This window comes from Halodurantibacterium flavum (assembly GCF_042681825.1).
GTDB classification, from domain to species: Bacteria; Pseudomonadota; Alphaproteobacteria; order Rhodobacterales; family Rhodobacteraceae; genus Halodurantibacterium; species Halodurantibacterium flavum.
Map to the genome: position 1 here is coordinate 24605 of NZ_JBHUGH010000034.1, position 17115 is coordinate 41719.

29 protein-coding genes and 1 pseudogene are annotated in these 17115 nt (G+C 62.8%); 6 read left to right on the forward strand and 24 right to left on the reverse strand.

The features are described 5' to 3' along the window. Positions 1-6 precede the first annotated feature (6 nt). The 23 genes and pseudogenes from ACFSGJ_RS18135 to ACFSGJ_RS18245 all read right to left on the reverse strand — a co-directional run bounded on the left by ACFSGJ_RS18135 (position 7) and on the right by ACFSGJ_RS18245 (position 12163). Complete coding sequence (locus ACFSGJ_RS18135; RefSeq protein ID WP_390265144.1) at positions 7-192, reverse strand: antitoxin Xre/MbcA/ParS toxin-binding domain-containing protein; 186 nt, start codon at positions 190-192, stop codon at positions 7-9. Then, entirely contained in the window at positions 192-1856 is a 1665-nt protein-coding gene (locus ACFSGJ_RS18140) for a hypothetical protein (protein ID WP_390265147.1), read from the reverse strand. Before ACFSGJ_RS18140 ends, ACFSGJ_RS18135 begins: the two co-directional genes overlap by 1 nt. Continuing rightward, entirely contained in the window at positions 1856-2446 is a 591-nt protein-coding gene (locus ACFSGJ_RS18145; RefSeq protein WP_390265150.1) for a DUF3486 family protein, read from the reverse strand. Before ACFSGJ_RS18145 ends, ACFSGJ_RS18140 begins: the two co-directional genes overlap by 1 nt. Before the next feature lie 4 nt (positions 2447-2450). Further along, positions 2451-2768: a VpaChn25_0724 family phage protein gene (locus tag ACFSGJ_RS18150; RefSeq protein WP_390265153.1), complete on the reverse strand. Its 318-nt coding sequence runs from the start codon at positions 2766-2768 to the stop codon at positions 2451-2453. Beyond that, positions 2765-3097 (reverse strand): DUF2730 family protein, encoded by a 333-nt coding sequence (locus tag ACFSGJ_RS18155; RefSeq protein WP_390265156.1) that lies wholly within the window; start codon positions 3095-3097, stop codon positions 2765-2767. The genes ACFSGJ_RS18150 and ACFSGJ_RS18155 overlap by 4 nt, the downstream gene beginning before the upstream one ends. An 11-nt stretch (positions 3098-3108) precedes the next feature. Beyond that, positions 3109-3486: a hypothetical protein gene (locus ACFSGJ_RS18160; RefSeq protein WP_390265159.1), complete on the reverse strand. Its 378-nt coding sequence runs from the start codon at positions 3484-3486 to the stop codon at positions 3109-3111. A 15-nt stretch (positions 3487-3501) separates the two neighbouring features. After that, a complete protein-coding gene (locus ACFSGJ_RS18165; protein WP_390265227.1) occupies positions 3502-3960 on the reverse strand; it encodes an N-acetylmuramoyl-L-alanine amidase in 459 nt (152 codons plus the stop codon). Positions 3961-4041: 81 nt separating this feature from the next. Then, positions 4042-4131, reverse strand: a pseudogene (locus tag ACFSGJ_RS18170) (peptidoglycan-binding domain-containing protein); the annotation flags it as partial. A gap of 98 nt (positions 4132-4229) precedes the next feature. Continuing rightward, entirely contained in the window at positions 4230-4613 is a 384-nt protein-coding gene (locus tag ACFSGJ_RS18175) for a helix-turn-helix domain-containing protein (protein WP_390265162.1), read from the reverse strand. Further along, positions 4610-4870, reverse strand: coding sequence for a hypothetical protein (locus tag ACFSGJ_RS18180; RefSeq protein ID WP_390265165.1), 261 nt, complete (start codon positions 4868-4870; stop codon positions 4610-4612). The genes ACFSGJ_RS18175 and ACFSGJ_RS18180 overlap by 4 nt, the downstream gene beginning before the upstream one ends. Further along, on the reverse strand, positions 4867-5316 hold the full coding sequence (locus tag ACFSGJ_RS18185) for a phage protein GemA/Gp16 family protein (RefSeq protein WP_390265168.1): 450 nt from the start codon (positions 5314-5316) through the stop codon (positions 4867-4869). Before ACFSGJ_RS18185 ends, ACFSGJ_RS18180 begins: the two co-directional genes overlap by 4 nt. Further along, positions 5313-5531 (reverse strand): hypothetical protein, encoded by a 219-nt coding sequence (locus tag ACFSGJ_RS18190; RefSeq protein ID WP_390265171.1) that lies wholly within the window; start codon positions 5529-5531, stop codon positions 5313-5315. Before ACFSGJ_RS18190 ends, ACFSGJ_RS18185 begins: the two co-directional genes overlap by 4 nt. Further along, positions 5528-5686 (reverse strand): hypothetical protein, encoded by a 159-nt coding sequence (locus ACFSGJ_RS18195; protein ID WP_390265174.1) that lies wholly within the window; start codon positions 5684-5686, stop codon positions 5528-5530. Before ACFSGJ_RS18195 ends, ACFSGJ_RS18190 begins: the two co-directional genes overlap by 4 nt. Next, the gene (locus tag ACFSGJ_RS18200; protein ID WP_390265176.1) at positions 5683-6342 is read right to left on the reverse strand and encodes a DUF3164 family protein; all 660 of its coding nucleotides are present in this window, start codon (positions 6340-6342) and stop codon (positions 5683-5685) included. Before ACFSGJ_RS18200 ends, ACFSGJ_RS18195 begins: the two co-directional genes overlap by 4 nt. Next, on the reverse strand, positions 6339-6647 hold the full coding sequence (locus tag ACFSGJ_RS18205; RefSeq protein ID WP_390265178.1) for a hypothetical protein: 309 nt from the start codon (positions 6645-6647) through the stop codon (positions 6339-6341). The genes ACFSGJ_RS18200 and ACFSGJ_RS18205 overlap by 4 nt, the downstream gene beginning before the upstream one ends. A gap of 1 nt (position 6648) precedes the next feature. Next, the gene (locus tag ACFSGJ_RS18210; RefSeq protein ID WP_390265181.1) at positions 6649-7014 is read right to left on the reverse strand and encodes a hypothetical protein; all 366 of its coding nucleotides are present in this window, start codon (positions 7012-7014) and stop codon (positions 6649-6651) included. Further along, the gene (locus tag ACFSGJ_RS18215) at positions 7014-7586 is read right to left on the reverse strand and encodes a hypothetical protein (protein ID WP_390265184.1); all 573 of its coding nucleotides are present in this window, start codon (positions 7584-7586) and stop codon (positions 7014-7016) included. Before ACFSGJ_RS18215 ends, ACFSGJ_RS18210 begins: the two co-directional genes overlap by 1 nt. Further along, the gene (locus tag ACFSGJ_RS18220; RefSeq protein ID WP_390265187.1) at positions 7583-8326 is read right to left on the reverse strand and encodes an AAA family ATPase; all 744 of its coding nucleotides are present in this window, start codon (positions 8324-8326) and stop codon (positions 7583-7585) included. Before ACFSGJ_RS18220 ends, ACFSGJ_RS18215 begins: the two co-directional genes overlap by 4 nt. 58 nt (positions 8327-8384) lie before the next feature. After that, entirely contained in the window at positions 8385-10514 is a 2130-nt protein-coding gene (locus tag ACFSGJ_RS18225) for a transposase domain-containing protein (RefSeq protein WP_390265229.1), read from the reverse strand. Beyond that, entirely contained in the window at positions 10514-11407 is an 894-nt protein-coding gene (locus ACFSGJ_RS18230; protein WP_390265190.1) for a ParB/RepB/Spo0J family partition protein, read from the reverse strand. The genes ACFSGJ_RS18225 and ACFSGJ_RS18230 overlap by 1 nt, the downstream gene beginning before the upstream one ends. Beyond that, complete coding sequence (locus tag ACFSGJ_RS18235) at positions 11404-11661, reverse strand: hypothetical protein (RefSeq protein WP_390265193.1); 258 nt, start codon at positions 11659-11661, stop codon at positions 11404-11406. Before ACFSGJ_RS18235 ends, ACFSGJ_RS18230 begins: the two co-directional genes overlap by 4 nt. Beyond that, positions 11661-11954, reverse strand: coding sequence for a hypothetical protein (locus tag ACFSGJ_RS18240; protein ID WP_390265196.1), 294 nt, complete (start codon positions 11952-11954; stop codon positions 11661-11663). The genes ACFSGJ_RS18235 and ACFSGJ_RS18240 overlap by 1 nt, the downstream gene beginning before the upstream one ends. Further along, on the reverse strand, positions 11951-12163 hold the full coding sequence (locus ACFSGJ_RS18245) for a hypothetical protein (protein ID WP_390265198.1): 213 nt from the start codon (positions 12161-12163) through the stop codon (positions 11951-11953). Before ACFSGJ_RS18245 ends, ACFSGJ_RS18240 begins: the two co-directional genes overlap by 4 nt. Positions 12164-12317: 154 nt before the next feature. On the opposite strand from ACFSGJ_RS18245, the gene ACFSGJ_RS18250 reads away from it, so the two are divergent. Then, positions 12318-12566: a hypothetical protein gene (locus tag ACFSGJ_RS18250; RefSeq protein WP_390265201.1), complete on the forward strand. Its 249-nt coding sequence runs from the start codon at positions 12318-12320 to the stop codon at positions 12564-12566. Here ACFSGJ_RS18250 and ACFSGJ_RS18255 read toward each other — a convergent pair. Continuing rightward, the gene (locus tag ACFSGJ_RS18255; protein ID WP_390265204.1) at positions 12526-12723 is read right to left on the reverse strand and encodes a hypothetical protein; all 198 of its coding nucleotides are present in this window, start codon (positions 12721-12723) and stop codon (positions 12526-12528) included. The two genes, ACFSGJ_RS18250 and ACFSGJ_RS18255, sit on opposite strands and share 41 nt — an antisense overlap. Positions 12724-12809: 86 nt before the next feature. Here ACFSGJ_RS18255 and ACFSGJ_RS18260 point away from each other — a divergent pair, with 86 nt between their 5' ends. From ACFSGJ_RS18260 to ACFSGJ_RS18280, 5 genes are all read left to right on the forward strand, one after another. Continuing rightward, positions 12810-13751 carry a S24 family peptidase gene (locus tag ACFSGJ_RS18260; protein ID WP_390265207.1) on the forward strand — a complete coding sequence of 314 codons (942 nt, stop codon included), beginning with the start codon at positions 12810-12812 and terminating at the stop codon, positions 13749-13751. 2 nt (positions 13752-13753) lie between these two features. Further along, complete coding sequence (locus ACFSGJ_RS18265; protein WP_390265209.1) at positions 13754-14089, forward strand: hypothetical protein; 336 nt, start codon at positions 13754-13756, stop codon at positions 14087-14089. Between the two features lie 61 nt (positions 14090-14150). Further along, positions 14151-14957, forward strand: coding sequence for a DNA adenine methylase (locus tag ACFSGJ_RS18270; protein WP_390265212.1), 807 nt, complete (start codon positions 14151-14153; stop codon positions 14955-14957). A gap of 86 nt (positions 14958-15043) precedes the next feature. After that, on the forward strand, positions 15044-16063 hold the full coding sequence (locus ACFSGJ_RS18275) for a hypothetical protein (RefSeq protein WP_390265215.1): 1020 nt from the start codon (positions 15044-15046) through the stop codon (positions 16061-16063). Continuing rightward, positions 16045-16635: a hypothetical protein gene (locus tag ACFSGJ_RS18280; RefSeq protein WP_390265218.1), complete on the forward strand. Its 591-nt coding sequence runs from the start codon at positions 16045-16047 to the stop codon at positions 16633-16635. Before ACFSGJ_RS18275 ends, ACFSGJ_RS18280 begins: the two co-directional genes overlap by 19 nt. The last annotated feature ends 480 nt before the right edge of the window (positions 16636-17115 follow it).

The window sequence follows — 17115 nt, forward strand, 5'->3', positions numbered from 1 at the left end:
GCTTCCTTAAATATAGGCCCCGTCATCGAGACGGTCGATTACCCGGTGGACCTCCTCCGCGCGCCCCTGATGGATCAGATGACGAGGCGACTGGTCACCCAGTTGCGGATGGGCGCGATGCATCCAGACCGCGATTTCCTCGGAGGTGTAATGGGCGGTCAGGCGCTGTCGGACGGGGCGGCGATCCTGCATCAGAGGAACCCCCGCAAACCCGTGCCGAGGGGCGGGCTCCACCAGCCGCGCGCCTCTTCCTCGAACATCGGCGGCCCACCATTGTGGCCGATGTCGCGTGATTGCGCCGCGACGGCCCGATAGCCGTACTCGACCCAGCGCATGCGAGAGGCGAAATGCGCCAGCGCCAGCGCGATGGCATAGTCCCCATGTCGGCGCTTGCCTTTCTCACCGGTCCGTATCTCCGGCACGCGCGCCATGCCGCGGATCATCTTGACGAGCCGCAGATCCGAGAGGTGCTCCACATCCGCGTCGATCGCGATCAGGTCGCTCTCGAACGCATCCTTCAACGGGGGCATCTGCAGGCGATACCATTCCTCCGAGAACTTGATCGCCCAGATCAGGCCCGGATCGTCTTCGCTTTCGCGCAGGCCGAACTGGCGCCCCATATCCTCCGCGACGGTCCAGCCCATCCCGGTCGCATCGAAGGCCGCCCCGACCAGACGGGTCCTGACATGTTCCAGCACAGCTCTGACGATCGCCTTCTGTTCGTCGCCGGGAACATTGCGCAGTTCGAACCAGAGCACCTCCCGGCGTTTAAGGCGCCTTTCAATGGCCAGCAAACAGCCGGTTGAAAGGTCGGCCACCCGCCCGAAGTCGAACCCGAACGCATATTGCAGGTCGGGATCGAGGGGCCGCAGCGCCTCTTGCAGCTGCGCCATGAACGGGTCTACCAGCCGCGCCTGATCCTGCGCGGGCAGATGCAGATAGTCGCCCGGCAGTTCCAGGCGCAGTTCGGGCAGGGTCTCGGTCATGCGGGCCTCGATCAGAGGCCCGGGCAACCAGGAACCCGATGAGGCTGAAGGCACACAGAAGAGTTCCTCATCCGCGCCTTCGCCATAAAAGGCGATGATCTTTTGCCGCCACCCGGCTTCGGCCTCGGGGGCCCAGTCCTCGCCCTTGACCAGGCAGATGCGCTGATAAAGCCCGTCCCGCAACGCCTGATCGAAATCGATGCGCAGATGCCGGTATGGCACCCGTCCGGCATGGATCTCCTGAATGGTCTGGTTGAAGGGGTTGTCGACACCGTCATGGGTCGAGCAAACCACCACCTGGCCACCCCACATCAGGAAGGCCATGGCGGCCTTGATCAGCTCGGCGAGGCTGTCGACAAAGGCGGCCTCGTCGATGATCACCACGCCCTGCTTGCCGCGCAGACCGCGCGGCGCCGAAGACAGCGCCAGCAGCTCGAAGCCTGAGGCGAAGCGGATGCGGAACGTCTGGATCGATTTGTCGCCATCGTCGTCGCCCTGGTCGAAGAGGCATTCCTCGACCGCCATCGCCGCAACGTTGAAGGCCCGGGCCCACATGGCGCAGGCGTCGATGAACTCGCGCGTCATCTCCCTGGAATAGGAAATATACATAACGTCCATGCCACCGGCCGCGCGTTCACGCCCGGCCCGCAGAACGGCATAGGCCGCAAGCCCCCAGGTCAGTCCGACCCGGCGGGACTTTTCGACGAACAGCGCCGAACAATCGCGCACGGAATCCAGCAGCGATACCGTCTGCGCCTGATAGGGCAGGAGCACGTTAGGCAGGCCCACCTGACCGACCACCGATGCCATCGCATCGACAGACTCGCGGCGCAGCCGGGCCCATTCCTTTTCCGTAATCGGGGCGGACATTATCCGACCCCCAGGATCTGCGCCTTGATCGCCTCGGCCGTCTCGGCCGTTATGCCGCGCGTGCGGGCCACGGTAGTGACAGCCTTGTCGACCTTGGCCTCAAAATCCGCTTCGACCTTGCGGCGCCGGTCCGAGCTGATGCTCTGCGCCTGGACCGCTTGCCGGAAAGCAGCGGCCAGCTGCATGACGCTCTTGGGATCGATAGTGTCTTCGTCCGCTTCGGCGAGCATCTGCAGCACAAGCGCCTTCACGGTCTCGGCCGCCATGATCGTCAGGTTATCGGCATCGGCCGGGTCGAACTTGTCGGCCAGCGTCGAGACAATGGCGCGGGTCTGGTCAAGCCGCCGGGTCAGACGCGCCTGCCGGATCGAGAAGCGGTTGAACGAACTGAAGGCCGGGATCGTGAACTCAAGCTCGCCCCGATGCTCCGCCATCAGGCGTTCGCAGCGGCTGACGAATTCGGCATAAATCTCCGTCTGCGGCTTCTCCCGGGCCGAAAGCTCCGAGGCGGCCCATTGGATGATCGCGTCGCATTCGGGGGGCAGGAGCTCGATCGACGAAAGCCGGCCCCGCCCGGGGCGCCTGGACATCGCGTCAGCCCCCCGGTCGCGACGGGCGCTTGATTCCGTCGAGGGCGATTTCGCGTTCGAGATGACGCGCGCCGCGCTCTGCCAGTGTAGCGACCACGACCGAACCTGCCGAGATCGTCGTTACCGCTCCCCGCTCGGAGAGCCAGGCCAGTTCATCATGCACCCAGCCGCGGTCCCGGCGGATGCCGAACCTGCGCAGTTCCTCGACCAGGTAGCCGCTGTGCAGCGTTTCATCCGTCTGATCGGCAAGCGCGCGCAGGATGATCAGGCGCGCATCTTCCCGGATGAGCTGATCCATGCGGCTCGACAGCTGTTCCTTCATTTCCGTCCCTCCTGCAGCAACACCTCCTGCAGGCGCTCGCTGATTGATTCGACCGGTCGAAGCCGTTCGGCCATCACTTTGAGTGCGCCACCCAGTTCGGTCATCTGTTTGTCCAGCGCGTGCAGGTCGCTGCGGGTCGGGATTTCCCGCAAGGACAACTCGACCGCACTCAGGCGCCCCTCCAGCGCCCGCAGCGTCTCCCCGTGCAGATCGAGGGTGCGCGCATTTGCCCGGCTGCCGGAGGCCAGCAGGTTCCAGACGGTGAGCCCGAAGGTCAGCAGTTGCGACAGGGCCACCGTCCAGACGACGAGCGGGCTGATATTGAGCACTTCAGCTTCCATCAGCGGGCGGGCTCACCGGTGTCACCAGCATCAAGCTCGACCCAGCGCGGGCCATCGAGCAACTCGCGCAGCTTCGCCGAAGTCAGATCGTTCAGGACATGAGGCGCCGGACGGAGCCGCCGGAGCGCGTCAGGCACACTTTCGCCGGCATATTCGATCGCCGCCTGGACAACGTCTGGCCCCGTCAGCCCGCGGAAAAGCGCGGCGCGGATGCCGGTCATCAGCGCTGAATGCAGCGCCTCGCGATGGCGCGCCTCAATCTCGATCCCCCAGCGGCGACGGATTTCCGCCGTGAGCCAGACCAGCACCATCGTCGCGAGCGCGCCGATGAGTTCCATGAGATGGGGCAGCAACGCTACCCAGAAGGATGACGACATTGTTTTACCTCGGGGTCAGGCTGCCTGCCGCAGCCAGGTGGGGATGTGAAAGCCCGGACAGGCTTTCGCGGCATGCTCGTTATGGCCGCTGATCCGGGTGATCCGCGTGCGCATTGAGATGCCCTGGATGAGCTGGCGCAGGCTGACATCCTGCGCCGCCGTGAAATGAGCGGAGAACGTATCGCTTCCCGACGAGCCATGGCCGCCGATCAGGCAAATATGGATGACGCCGCTGTTGTAGCCCGCAACGCCCGCGCCAACTTCGGTCTCGGCGCGGCCGGGCCGAATTTCGCCGCCACGGCCGATCAACCAGTGATACCCGATGTCGCGCCATTTGTTGTCGGTGACATGCCAGCGCCGGATCTCGGCGACCTGCTCCGCGAACGGGCGGTCGTCCATCCACGCGGGACGTGTCGCAGCGCAATGTATGACGATCGCGGTTACCGGATGACGCGCCGCCCCCTGGTAGATCATCGCGGTGCTTGCGGGCTCGGCGGCAGCCGGCGTGAGAGGCTTCCCGCCCGCAGAGAGCCATGCCTCGGCAGCTGCCCGCGTGCGCGGACCAAAGAGTCCGTCCGACGGGCCGGGATCATATCCCAGGGCGCTCAGGCCCGACTGAATGAGAGTGATCGGTTTCGCGGTCATCGCAGGTCCCCGGCTGGTCGGGGCCGTCCCCCGAACATGATGACCGATCGTCGCGCGATAGCCGCAAAGCGACTAGGCACAACGGTTTGCGGGGAAAATCAGATGAGGGGTAATTGCCGCGGATCGCGGGCGCCGGACGGCCCGGAACGTCGGTCCGCGGCTTTCAGCCAGCGCCGAACGGCCACATCCGTGACATGCAGTCTGCGGGCGATTTCGGTGGCAGACAAGCCCTCGGCGCGCATCACTTCGGCCAACCACGGCTTGGCGGTGGGAACCCGCTTGGGAAGACGATCGGCCGCCTGCGCAAGCGCGCTGGCGGCCTCTTTCCCGAGAACGGGTTCTACAGGTGATTTACCGCCCGACTTGCGCGGCAGATAAAGCTCGCCCCCGCCGAAATACATCAGAAATGCAACGGCAGTCTCATGACCGAGAATCCGAACATAAGGTTCCACATGGGCTGGCGGGCGCGGCAGTCTGCTCATCCATCCCCCCAGCCGTCCCGGTGACGAAAGGGACGCATGATCCGCAGTTCGGAATGCGCCGGCATGACAGTCGTGACGCGGAAATCGTTGATAACATACCGGTAGCCATCCTTGGTGAGGGCGGTGGCCTGCAATTCCACTGCCTGCGCCACCAGGCGTTCGATATCGCGCCGATGCGCTGTGACGTCGATCCCGACCACACGCTCCAGATAGCGGAGCATCGCGTGATCCGTGACGTGGGGACGCGGGCGCTTCATGGGAGGCTTATCCCCGCGCGGACGCACATGTCCTTCAGCGCCCGGATTACATCGTTGATCTGCCCCGCATCGCGCAGCGCGTCGATGTCGATCGGCACCGACTGCCACTTGCCCTCGAACCGGGACCGCACAAAGGCGTTGAGGCCGCCCCGATCGGGACGCTTCAAGGCACCGGCGGCACCGAGTTGCCGCCAGAGCACATGCACGTATCGCAGATCGGCACGCGGTGCGGGGGCATGGCGGCCGCGCGCGCCGGGCTTGAACGAGGGCTTGAAGCCCCGTTTCACGAGGGCCTCGATCACCTTTTTCAGATCCGCCTCGGTCATGTCGGCCATGCTGGCACGGCCTGTTACGGCCAGCTGCAGATCCCGGCGCATGTCGGCATCAAGGCCGAGCTGGCGGCAGGCGAGATGCACGGTGCGTTGCAGGGACCGGACGGCCGTCATGACAGCAGGGCCTCCAGTTCCCTGGCCATCTCGGTCAGGCTGTGGCCGACGCGATGGTCCGAATAGATCCCGGCGATCACATAGACGCAGCGATCCGCCGCGCCTTCTGGGCCACCGCCCACCTCCATCGTCTCGCCACGGTCCAGCACATCGGCCAGCGCCTCCTCAATGATCGCGACCCGCTTCCATACCGGCATGTCAGCGCGGAGTTTCATTGGAAGGCCTCCTCAGGCAGACCGTCGATGACCTCCTGCAGCGCGATGTGAAACATCCGGGCACCCGGTTCTTCACGAACCGAATGGTCAAGCAGGTCCTGCAGGGCGGCAAGGACCGCGGGCCAGTCATGATCTTTCCATTCGCGAGCGGTCATGCTGAACCTGCCTTGGCCAGATCGATGGTGATCGGCTCCCAGGCTGCGTCGGCGGCTGTGCGCTGGTAGAACCTCACATAGTTCTTCGATCCCACCACCCGCATGGCATCGCGGATGGCCTGCATCGCCTGTTGCCAGCGCGTATCGGAAATCTCCAGGCGCAGCAGGCTGTAAAGCGCGGCGCGGTTGATCTGACCTTCCTTGTCGGTGTTGAATGCGCGCGCGATGACCGCCTTCAACTCGTCATTCGCTCCCGCACTCCAGTCCGTCAGGCATTCGTCCACCAGCGTCTTGGCGACCTGCAGCTCCGGACCGAAGACCACGTTGTCAGCCACCTGGACGGTGACCTTGTAGAGGCCGTCATAGGACATCAATGTCTTGTTGCCCTTCTTTCCGCCGATCTTCGCTCCGTAGCGCTCGGCGATCAGCGCCTCGAAGGCGCCGAGGTTCTCATGGAAATGCGCGATGAACCGGCCGATCTGCCGGGAGAGCGCCACGGCATGTCCGATTTCCTGGCGGACCAGATCATCTTCGAGCACATGCTGCGGCTTCACAATGGACACCGGCAGCTTTGCGCCATCGGGGCCGAGCATATGCTCAACCCCATTGATCTCGACGCGGCCGGAGGGGATGGGCGCGGGAGGATAAGTGCTCATGCGAGGTTTCCTTTCGGTGTGGAAATATGGCCGTCACGGCCTACAAGCCTCAGGACGGGTGCCTTGGCGGCCCGACGCTGACGGTTGATCAGGGAGCGATGCATCTCTTCCGCGACCTCGGCGAATTCGCAGCAGCTGACCAGAAGCGCGTCGTCGTTGACCGCACCACGGGCAAGAAGGGCGGCCGCGGCCGCGAGCACCACAAGTGCGCTTTCGTCAGTCGCGGAGTTGCTGGCGAGTTCCGTGAACAAAGCCGTGCCCGCGTCGGTGAATTCCGTGTTTTCGAGAATGTCGAGCAAGGTCACGTCAGGCCTCCTTCCTGTTTCTGGGGCAGCTGTTGCAGGCGCGGTACATGCGCACGCGCAGGGCGTTCACGTTCTCGAACCGGGTGCTTCTCGCCCTCCAGTCGCGGCAAAGGTTGGCAGGGACAGTGCCGAGCGCAGGGCAGTCCACCGTCGCACCACCGAAGACGCCCAGAACGACCTCCGACACGGCGTCCAGATCGCCCTTGTACTTCGCGCGCAGAACCGCAGAGACGAGCGACGCCGAGCGGTTCATCTGCGCCGCAACCTTGTTCTGGCTGCTGCGGGCACATTCTTCCGCCAGCCGCAAAACCCATGCCGGAATGTCGGCCCCCCAGGAGGCGCGGGCGATCTCGACCGGACCTTCCATCAGCGTTCCCCCGGCATGTGCACTTCGCCGGTGTTCGGATCATAGATCCGCTTGACCCGCTGAACCTGCGGCGGCTTGGGTCCGCTGTTCCGGATCAGGCGATAGGTTGCCTGCCGTACACCGGGCGATGCCTTCCGGATTACGCGCAGATACCCGCAGCGCAGCAGCATCCCGCAATAGGACTTCGCGGTCGGTTCGGTGACCTGCACCTCGGGCGTGGACGAATGCGCCGAGATGTCACGAGGACTGAAGGTCGCGAGCATCCGCATGCTGCGCCACATGTTTTCGGTCCCCGCACCCTGGACGACCGGCTTGCCGGCCCGGTTCAGGCGCGGCGCATGGTGGCCCCGATCGTCGGCCAACCGCCAGCCATCCTCGCCCGCCCGCTCGATCACTCCGGCCGGATGCAGGCAGCGCAGATAGTCTTCGATCGTCTTCCGGTTCGCGCCGCTCGCGGTGGACAGTGAAGCCGCAGTGAAACCCCCGGCCTGAAGGCGGATCGCCTCCCATATCTCCTGCCGCCCGACCGACGGAGTGGAGGCCGGCCGGCGCCCGGCCTTGCGCGCCGTCATGGCGAGATCCTCCGCGGGGCGGGGGCATCGCCGGTGAAGAAACTGTTCTTCCCCCAGTCCTTTCGGGTGACGGCCTTGAGGTTCTTGGTCAGCGCGAATTCACGCACACGGTCGAGGTTGATGCAGATGCGCCGGATCGAGGCGTTCGAGTCGCGCAGCACATGGCTCAGCAATTCCTCGTCGAGAGAGATGCCGCCGCAATAGATCCCCGCCAGATGCCGGACATCGCCCAGGTCCGCCGGCTGCGCGCCCACCCAGTCCAGCATCCGCCCATGGACCCGCTCCCAGCGCGACAGCTTCTGCGGCAGAAGCTCTTCGCCGATCAGGATGACCGGCGCGCCGGAGCTCTCATAGATGTCGCGCACGATCTCGATCATGTTGCGCGCCACAAGGTGGTCGGCTTCGTCGATCATCAGGACGCGGCCCGACTTGGCCGCCTCCGCCGCGATATCGTCGATCATGTCGGCAATGGTGCGGGCGGCCGGCAGACCGAGATCCTGCAGGATCGAGGCGCAGAGCTTGCGGGCCGTCCAGGCGGACTTCACCTGCACCAGCGACGCGCGGAACCGGTTGGCCGCATAGACCGCAGCAGTGGTCTTCCCGTAACCCGACGGGCCATAGAACGTCGCCATGCCGGGCAGGCCATAGCCGCGCTTCTGGACCCGGTCGATCAGCTCGACCAGGGCGCCCACATTCCGCAAGGGCGCCACGCTGTTGAAAAGGGGTCGTTCATCTGTCATGGTTTGCTCGTTGCCTTTCTATCTGCGCCGTCCGGGCCTGCATGCCCGGGCGGCGTGTTCATCCCAGTCCCGCTTCGCCGAAATCCTCGAACAACATCCGTTGCCGGGTGTATTCGGGGGTCATCTGATACGTGCGCAGCCATTCGGCTTCGGCCGCGCCGATCGGCTGGCCCGCCTCGGACCGCTCTTCGATCGCAAGGGCCCGGCGGAACCGGTCGCTGTCGGTTTCGGCAGGCTCGGGGGACGCGGTTTCCGAACGCCGGAACTCCAGCACAAAGGTCTCGTGCCGTTCTTCTGCCACCGGATCGGCGGCCGGCACCGGCATCTCGCGGGAGAACAGCGGCTGGCGGATACGGGCGGCATCGAGATCGACGACCTTGGCAGCAACAAGCGGGGTCTCCGCCTCCGGGACCTTGTCGAGCTCGGCCGCGTAATCCCGTACCGAGACTGGCCGCATCGCGTCGAGGATGTCCTTTTCGGCGCGGCGGCGTTGACGCTCCGCTTTCGCCTGAAGCCGCGCGCCGACCAGATCGAAAAAACCGACCTTCTCGCGACACCCGGCCTGGCCCAGATAGGCGCCGGCCAGAGTATAGACATGAATACCCGCATGCAGGTTCTCGGGGTCGAACCGCGCGACCACCTCCTGACCGGCATATTCGTTCATCCAGTCGGCCCAGTAGCCGTTCTTGAAGAGGGTCAGGCTGCCATGACCGCGATGCAGCTTGCAGACCTTCTGCCCCATCAGCCAAAGCCGGTTCTGTTCCGGCGTGGCCTTCCGGATGCGGCTCTGCGCGTAGCTCTCGGCGAATGTCTCATCGAAGCTGCGCCCTTTGGCCGTTTCGGTCAGACGGCCCTGCCGGGCGTTATGCACCCGGATACCCTCGTCCAGAACGCGCAGGAATTCGTCGCGGGGAATGGCCCGGCTGCCGTAATCCTCGGGCTTCGCATCGGGGCGGTTGCCGACATAGGCGCCGGCAAACCTCGGATCGAGCGCGATCCGGTCAGCGAGGTCGCGGAAGGCGCGCTCGATCGGCTTGGCTTGGCCGTGACCGGGGGTGGCCCAGTGGATCTTTACGCCCATCATCGGCAGCACGCCCAGCGGGTCCTGATCCCGGACCTTGAAGCGGAACCGGGTGGGCGCCCCGCCCGTGAGCCACTTGTTTGCGAACTCCCGGCCGTTGTCGAACAGGCAATGCTCCGGGATGCCCCAGGTCTCGATCATCTCACCGAAGGCCGACATGACCGCGACCTTGTTCGGGTCGAGGTCGACGCGCCAGGACAGGATCTTGCGGGAATAAAGATCCTGGAACGCAACGATCTGCGGCCGCACCGGCTTGCTGATCCCCGGCCATTGGACGAAGACGTCGATCTTGTGGCAGTCCGCGTTGACGCCTTCCATGGCGCTCATCGTGCTGCGGTCGCGGATCTGGGGCGGAAAGCAGCGCGCCAGACCCTTTTCTCCTTCGCGGGCGAAGATCCGCGTGACCCGCGGAATGTTGTCCTCGATCCAGCGGCGCGCCGTCCTGGGCGCGAGAAACCCGACGCCACGGCTTTCGCAAAGCGCCACAACGCGATCATAACAACTGCTGAAGCTCGGACCACCAAGCCGCAGATAGTCCGCCTTCAGCCAGTCCAGAAACTCCTGGCTGCATTCAGCCCGTTCGCGCCGGGGTTTGGCCGCCCTATGGCGCGGCGCGAGATATGCCAGCCGGTCGGCAGGGTCCACGCCATCGATCATCGACAGCCAGAGCCAGAGGGTGCGCGTCCCTTTGCCCTCCTGCCGGGCAACGGCCTCGACAGCGAGGTGCCGACCCATGGGTCCGGTCAGCTGATCGACCAGCTGAACGATGCGCAGACGCGCGCTGGCCGTTTCCTTGACCTTCTCGGGCAATCCGTCGAACCACGCCCAGATCTCATCGCGGGACGGGCGCGCCTCGGCTTTGACCTCCGGCGCGGCAGGGGCCGCGGCCGCCTTCAGCAGCGCCGTCTGGGCGCGCAGCGGCAAAAGCTTCCAGTGATATTCCCAGCCGCCACCGCGGCCGGCACGGCGTCGGGCCTGTTCGGGATGCGCGCGCCACTGCAGCCGGGCCGCCAGCGCGTCAACCCCTTGGCGCGTACCGGGCACATCCGGCAAGCCGCTGGCAGCCAGCGCGTCGGTCGTCCACCATTCCCGGGCCGGTGCCACCATCACGCAACCCCCCGGTCGCCCATCGGCAGGGGCGGCTGGAAATAGACGATGGTATCGCCATGCTTCGCGCTGGCATCCGAAACCAGCGGCGCGAGATCGGCATACCGTTCCTCGGTAAACCGGCGCCGGGCCGCAGCCCCCGCCCGGGACCAGGCCGAAAGCAGGACCTTCAACTGCTCGTCAACGGGGTCTTTCACAGGGGCCACAGCGGACTTTTTCAGGGCCTTGGAGATTTTCGGAACCGCCCCGGATGCGAACGCCTCAACCGCCTCCGAACGGCGCGCGGGTTCAGCCTTCGCAAGCGCGAGAATGTCGTTTAGAAATATCCGTTTCGGCGCAGACCGCAGGCGCTCGGCTGTCACTTTGTCCAGCGCCGAGCCCGCTTCGACAAACTTCCGTATCTTTCGCTCAGGAAGTCCCGTTCTTTCGGCTGTTGCGGTCACGAACGATGCAACGGCCATTTCGGCCGTTGCATTCCAACGTGCCACAGCGCCCGCTTTGCCCTGCGCAGTCTCAGGGTGTTCTGCAACAAATTCACGCTTCCGGGCAGCCATGTGAATCGCGCGATCAAGATCCGACAGGTCGGCGCGCGCGAGGTTCGTATCGATCTCGATTAACCGGATCGCGGCAACCGGACCCTCATAGCAGCGGACCGGTGCCGTGCTCACACCCAGCCGCTTCAGTGCAGCAAGACGATGACCGCCATCGATCAGCTCGAAACGCTGCTTCGGCAGGCGACGGACAGCGAGGGGATAGATCAACCCGTGTTCGGCAATCGAAACGGCGATTCCCTCGACATCGACATCGCTCACCGGGCGCAGGCGGTCATCCGTGACGTCGATGGCATCAAGCGGAAGCTCGGTAATTGTATGGATAAGGACAGCACGGCTCATTTGCTGTCTCCCAGACCATTTTTGCCCTCATTCAGAGCCTTTTGAGCGGCCTGGAACCAAAACTGGACAGCCTCGTAGCTCTCTGTGGTCATCGCGTGTAAGAACGTGAAGCTCTCGCCATCCTTGGCTGCCTCAGCAGCAGCCATTCGGGCGCGGTGCGCGAACTCGTCCGCTTTCATACTCGCGGCCAGCAAATGCTCCGTGAATCTCTGCCTTTCGCTAATGGGGCGCTTGGGAGTGGTCGGCTCGGCCATCACACAGTCTCCCTGCGCTCATGACGCCCGGGCCAGGCGGTCGCGCTGGCATCGGAATGCAGGTTGTGACCCGCCAGGCCGCAGCGCGGACAAAGCCTGTCATGAAGACCCGCGCTGTCGAAAGGCGCGGCGCAGCTCATGCAGCTGCGGCTTGCAGGGGCCCGGCCCGCCAGATGGCGCTCAAGCCAGCCCTCGGCCTCCCCACGGGTCTTGAAGACGGGGCTGACACGGATGCCCGCCTTGATGACACCCCAACCCAGAAGCAGGGGCCGCACGCGATAGTCTGCGCTCATGAAATCACCCATGTCAGAAGCAGAAAGAGATAGAGGCAGCCGAACAGCGCAATCACGCCGATCAGGTCGCCGATCCAGTGATCGTCGAGCCAGCGCATGACATGGACCGTCCGGCGCCAGCCCGCGCGCAGCGACTGCAATACGCGCGGGCCGACGGGATCACGCGCAACGGGGGCAGACGCTGCGCGGATTTCGGTGGCTTCACCCACAAACCGTTGTGTCTTGTCGGAGTGTGGGCCGCCGTCATCATGGCGGTGACGAGAGGTGTTGACCGCACCTCCCGCCACCTGAGCCCAAGACCTAACAGACAGATCAAGGACTGTTCGAATGACCAAACCAGATGCTGCGGCCAAGGCGGCCGCAATGACCGAACGTGCCCACCTGCGGATGCACGAGATGAGCGAAAACCCCGAAATCGCGCGAGGTGTCATCGGCGCGGTCGTGCTCGACCTCATCCGCTCGGGCAAAGACGTTTCCACCGCCGCAATCATCGAGGCACTGGAGGCCATTGCCGTCGGAAAGGAAGCACGGCCGGGCCTGAACGAATTGCTCGCCAAGGGGGCTTTGAAGGTCATTTCCGACCTCCGTCCCCGAGAGGCAGGTTCAGCATGAGCGCCTGCATGACCATCACGCCCAGGAACACCTCGTCATCTCCACCCTGGCGGCGGTTTTCCTCACGCCGCTCGCCAAGCCAGGCGATGAACGCGCCCCACGGATCTTCAGCACCCAGAATGCCGGTGAAGACCGAACTCACATCGTCACGCTCCATCACGCAACCTCCTTCTCTCTGGACTTGGGGGGACGGGGAATGCCACGCGGCCACTCAAGGTCAGAGGGCCAATGGTCGGAGAACCATTGAATGATGCGGTCACGGCGCCTGATCGTCAGGCCGACACGGCCCGCTGTCAGATCAGCGACATACGTCCCCTTGCCGGTCGCCCGCAGGCTGACCGTGTTGATCGCCCAGTTCCTGTGCCCCGCAAGAGCGTTCGTCAGGGTTGCGATCGCCGCGATATCATTATTGGCTTTCATGCCACCATTTATGGTTGGCAAATGTGCCACATGTCAAGCGGGGGATTGCGCTGCTGCGCGTTTGTTGGCACATCTGCCAACATGGATAAGGACCAGCTCCTTGAGATCATCAAAGCCCAGTTGAAAACAAAGGGCTTGAGCGCCGTCGAGGCGTCTGAACGCGCCGTGGGTAATCGCTACTTGATCTCGAACATGGGCAGGGAGCGGTATGGCCTGCCGACCATGGAAAACCTGGTCGCACTGTGCGATGTTCTAGGCTTGGAATTTTACGTTGGCCCGCCCCGCCAGGTGGAGCAAGATTCTCTATCTCCTGCCGTGAACGAGGAGTACGCCGAGATTCCGCTTCATGAAGCTTGGTTGGCGGCAGGTGCAGGCGCGGACAATTCCTCTGAAGAAGTTGTCGAGCATTTGGCCTTCCGGCGAGACTGGCTGCGAAAGCTTGGCATTTCCCCTAATAAGGCCCGTCTGGCACGCGTAATCGGCGACAGCATGGAGCCTACTATTTGCGCTGGCGATCTAATTCTGATTGATACTGCGAAAAATGTGCCCCCAATGCGGGCCCGCCCATACAATGACCGCCGGCCAGCACCGATCTATGCAATTGTCGATGATGGAGATGCGCGGGTGAAGCGGATCGAGAGGGCTGGATCGGACGAACTACTTCTAATCTCAGAAAACAAGCTTCATCCTACTGAGAAAAAGCAGATGTCTGAGGTAACTGTCATCGGGCGCGTAGCGTGGTGGGGCCACACAAACAGGGAGTGATCATGCAGATGCAACGACCTTTCCAGCTAGTGCCTGCGCTCGCGGCACTCGCCATGTCACTTTTGGCCCTCCCCGCGCATTCAGAAGAGCTGTCTGACGACGAATTTTGCGCGACCCTTGGGCGGTGGGCGGAGATAATAATGCGCAGCCACCAGGCCGGCGTCCCCATGGTCGAAATGATGGAGACCGTTTCGTCTTCTGACCTGTTGCGCGGTATGGTCGTCAAAGCCTACGGTCGTCACCGATATTCCGATCCGGAGATACGACAGCGTTCTATAGATGATTTCCGCGACGAAGCTGTCCACGCCTGCTACACCGAACTTCTGGTTCCTAACTGATTGCTGCGCCGCGCAAATGTTCGTATTTTGTTCCTGACAGCGCAGCGCCAGGAACACGCCCTTGAACACCGGTTTACATCCCGTTGAACCCGTCTCCCCCGTGGCACCTTGGCTAGGCGGAAAGCGAAACCTCGCAGGGCGCATCTGTGCCAAGATCGAGGCGATCCCGCACATGACCTATGCCGAGCCTTTCGTGGGCATGGGAGGTATTTTCCTGCGTCGCAAATCCCGGCCGCGCGCCGAGGTGATCAACGATCGCGGGCGGGACGTGGCTAACCTCTTCCGCATCCTCCAACGTCATTATCCCCAGTTCCTCGACACGCTGCGGTTCCAGCTGACCACCCGGACGGAGTTCGAGCGCCTAGTGCGCGTCGATCCCGATACGCTAACGGATCTGGAACGTGCAGCGCGCTTCATCTACCTTCAGCGCACCGCCTTCGGCGGCAAGGTCTCGGGGCGGAACTTCGGCGTTTCCATCGACCGCCCCGCACGCTTCAACCTCACGACGTTGGAGCCCATGCTGGAGGATCTTCACAGCCGCCTCGCCGGCGTCGTGATCGAGTGCCTGGACTGGGGCGAGTTCATCCCGCGCTACGATGGTGCGGACACGCTCTTCTATCTCGATCCGCCCTACTGGGGATGCGAGGACGACTACGGCAAGCAGATGTTCGGCCGCGGGGATTTTCAGCGCCTGGCGGATGCGATGGCCGCGATCAAGGGGCAGTTCATCCTGTCCATCAACGACGTGCCAGAGATCCGCGCCATGTTCGCCTGGGCCCGGATCGAGGAGATGAGCACAACGTACACCGTCGGCAAACAGGCTGGCAGCCGAAACGCACGGGCCGAGCTGCTGATATCAGGTCGGTAATCACGGATGACGCCCTTCGGGAGATCGGCCTCGTAGCGAATCATCTAAAGATAGTGCCACGTTAGGTGAGAGAGACAGGAAGGAACGTGGGGGCGAGAACTTTGGCTAAAAACAAGAAGGCGACAATCCAATACCGTGAATTAAAGGCGGAAGGCCCGCTGCGCGGGATGGAGCTGAAGGACATGCTGGTTGATGTGCTCCGTCGGCGTAGGGAGCATCACACAGTTGGGGAGAACGCGCGGCTTCGGATCATCGATCTCGACCAAGATGGCAGCTACGTGATCCTGAACAAGGTTTCCTCACCCGAAGCTTGGGACGGGGCGGTCTTCTGCGGGCAGCTCATCCACCTTCAGGCCGGAGCAGACATTCAGGCGGTTCTTCAATCTCTCGATGAAGATACTGACGAATTTGTGCTTCAGAACATTGACGTAGGACCTGCCGCTCGTGTTCTGAAGGGCGTTCTTTACTTCGCGGTCAACAAAAACCATGTGGGCCTCATCGAAGGCCATACTGTCCGGGGGCAGATACTCGAGCGATACTTGACTGCGCTATTCCAAAATGCAGGAGAACTCGAGCCTGGGCAGCAGGTGATCCTCAATGCGCAATTCAGCGCACAGGGGGAAAAGGGGCTGCAGGAGATATCAGACCTGACAATCTCGGCGCGCCCGAAGCATGCATCTGCCGACAATCGGTCAGTGGTGATTGATGATGAGAGGCAGGCTGGACAAGCAAGAGAAGAAGGGCACACCGTTTTTGATATTTTGAAGCTGATGGGGTGGCCAGACGAGGCTTTGGAACGCTTGGAGCAGCAAATTCCTGCAGGAGGGCGCATCGAAGGCCTTCTTAAAGTCGTAATCAAAAGTCAGCGTAGCAAGGTTCGAATACCTAGAGCCGCCGTCAACGAGGCGCTGCGAAACTTCGATCCGGCTGATCTTGGCCTTCAGGGCGATGGCCGCGAGAAGGGAGGAATGGTCAAACTTACGGTCATGAAAGATGTGAAGACAGAAGGCTCCCTCCTGGACCCCGAAGATGCTATGTTAAAGATCGTTGACGCCCTGAAGGAATGGGCTGCTGCAGGGAAAATTGATTGTCGCTTCGAGGGTTGACATGGCTGACGCTCGCTGGTGCGGCAGTGAGCGGGGCAGCGATTCCACCGGCGCTTTTTGCGGGTGAGCCCGTTCGTATGCTTGTGACCTTTTTAGGGCTGGTCTCTGCGAGCATCCTTCCTACAGTCTCATTGGCCATTACGAGCATGAGTGGCACAGGGCGATCCGTTCAGAAGATTAACGAGCTATATGACGACGTCCGTCAGAACACGGCAGCCCTCTTCCGCACACTTGCCTATGTAGCTTTCGTCTTCGCTGCTTTGCTCGTGTTTACCATGACCCCGGTCGTGAACTTGGACACTGTTGTGCTAGGGCAGGCTATTTACCTTCCTGATGCCGCGCGACGGGTAGTTCAGCTCGTAGTTTTCGCCAGTGCAGTCCATGCCGTCTCCGAAGCATACCGCATACCTAAAACTTTCAGGAGCGTCTTGGCCATCAAGCGGGACATCGCTGTCTATGAGGCTCGTAAGCACATACGGGAGGCTGCTCCCGGCGAAGCCGAGATCAAGCAAATTTTCCCGAAGAAGGAGGGTTTCGGAAAGTCGGTAAGCCTCGAACAACTCGGAAAGTGATGCTCCTCACTACAGAGAAGACCTCGTCGGGCTTCTTGTCTGCAGAGCTAGAACGCACAGTTCCTCTCCCGCATCGCCAATAATCGTTTGCATGTTCGTCGATGCGCTCTGCAGGCCCGGACCTACATCAACGCATTGATTTTCATCCCTTTTACTCAACATGCAAATGCCGAGAGGAGCTTGCGGCCCGATTTGCATGTTCGGATGATGGAGCTGAAGCGCGCCAGACGCCCAGAACGCGCTGTTTGTCCTTTTTTCCAAGGATTCGCGGGCCTCTCACGCATTCTTCCACGTCAACCTGCACCACGCGTTTTCCAGGGCTTCAAGGGCCATTTTAACGCCTCCTGCATGACATTCGCAGCATCTATCGGCGCGGCCTCGATAGCCCTCTGATACCCTTGTTTTGTTGGGAGTTTTCACCTCTCCCCGGCTATTCCCACATAATCCCGCATCTCTGCAGGTATTGGTGTCACACAACAC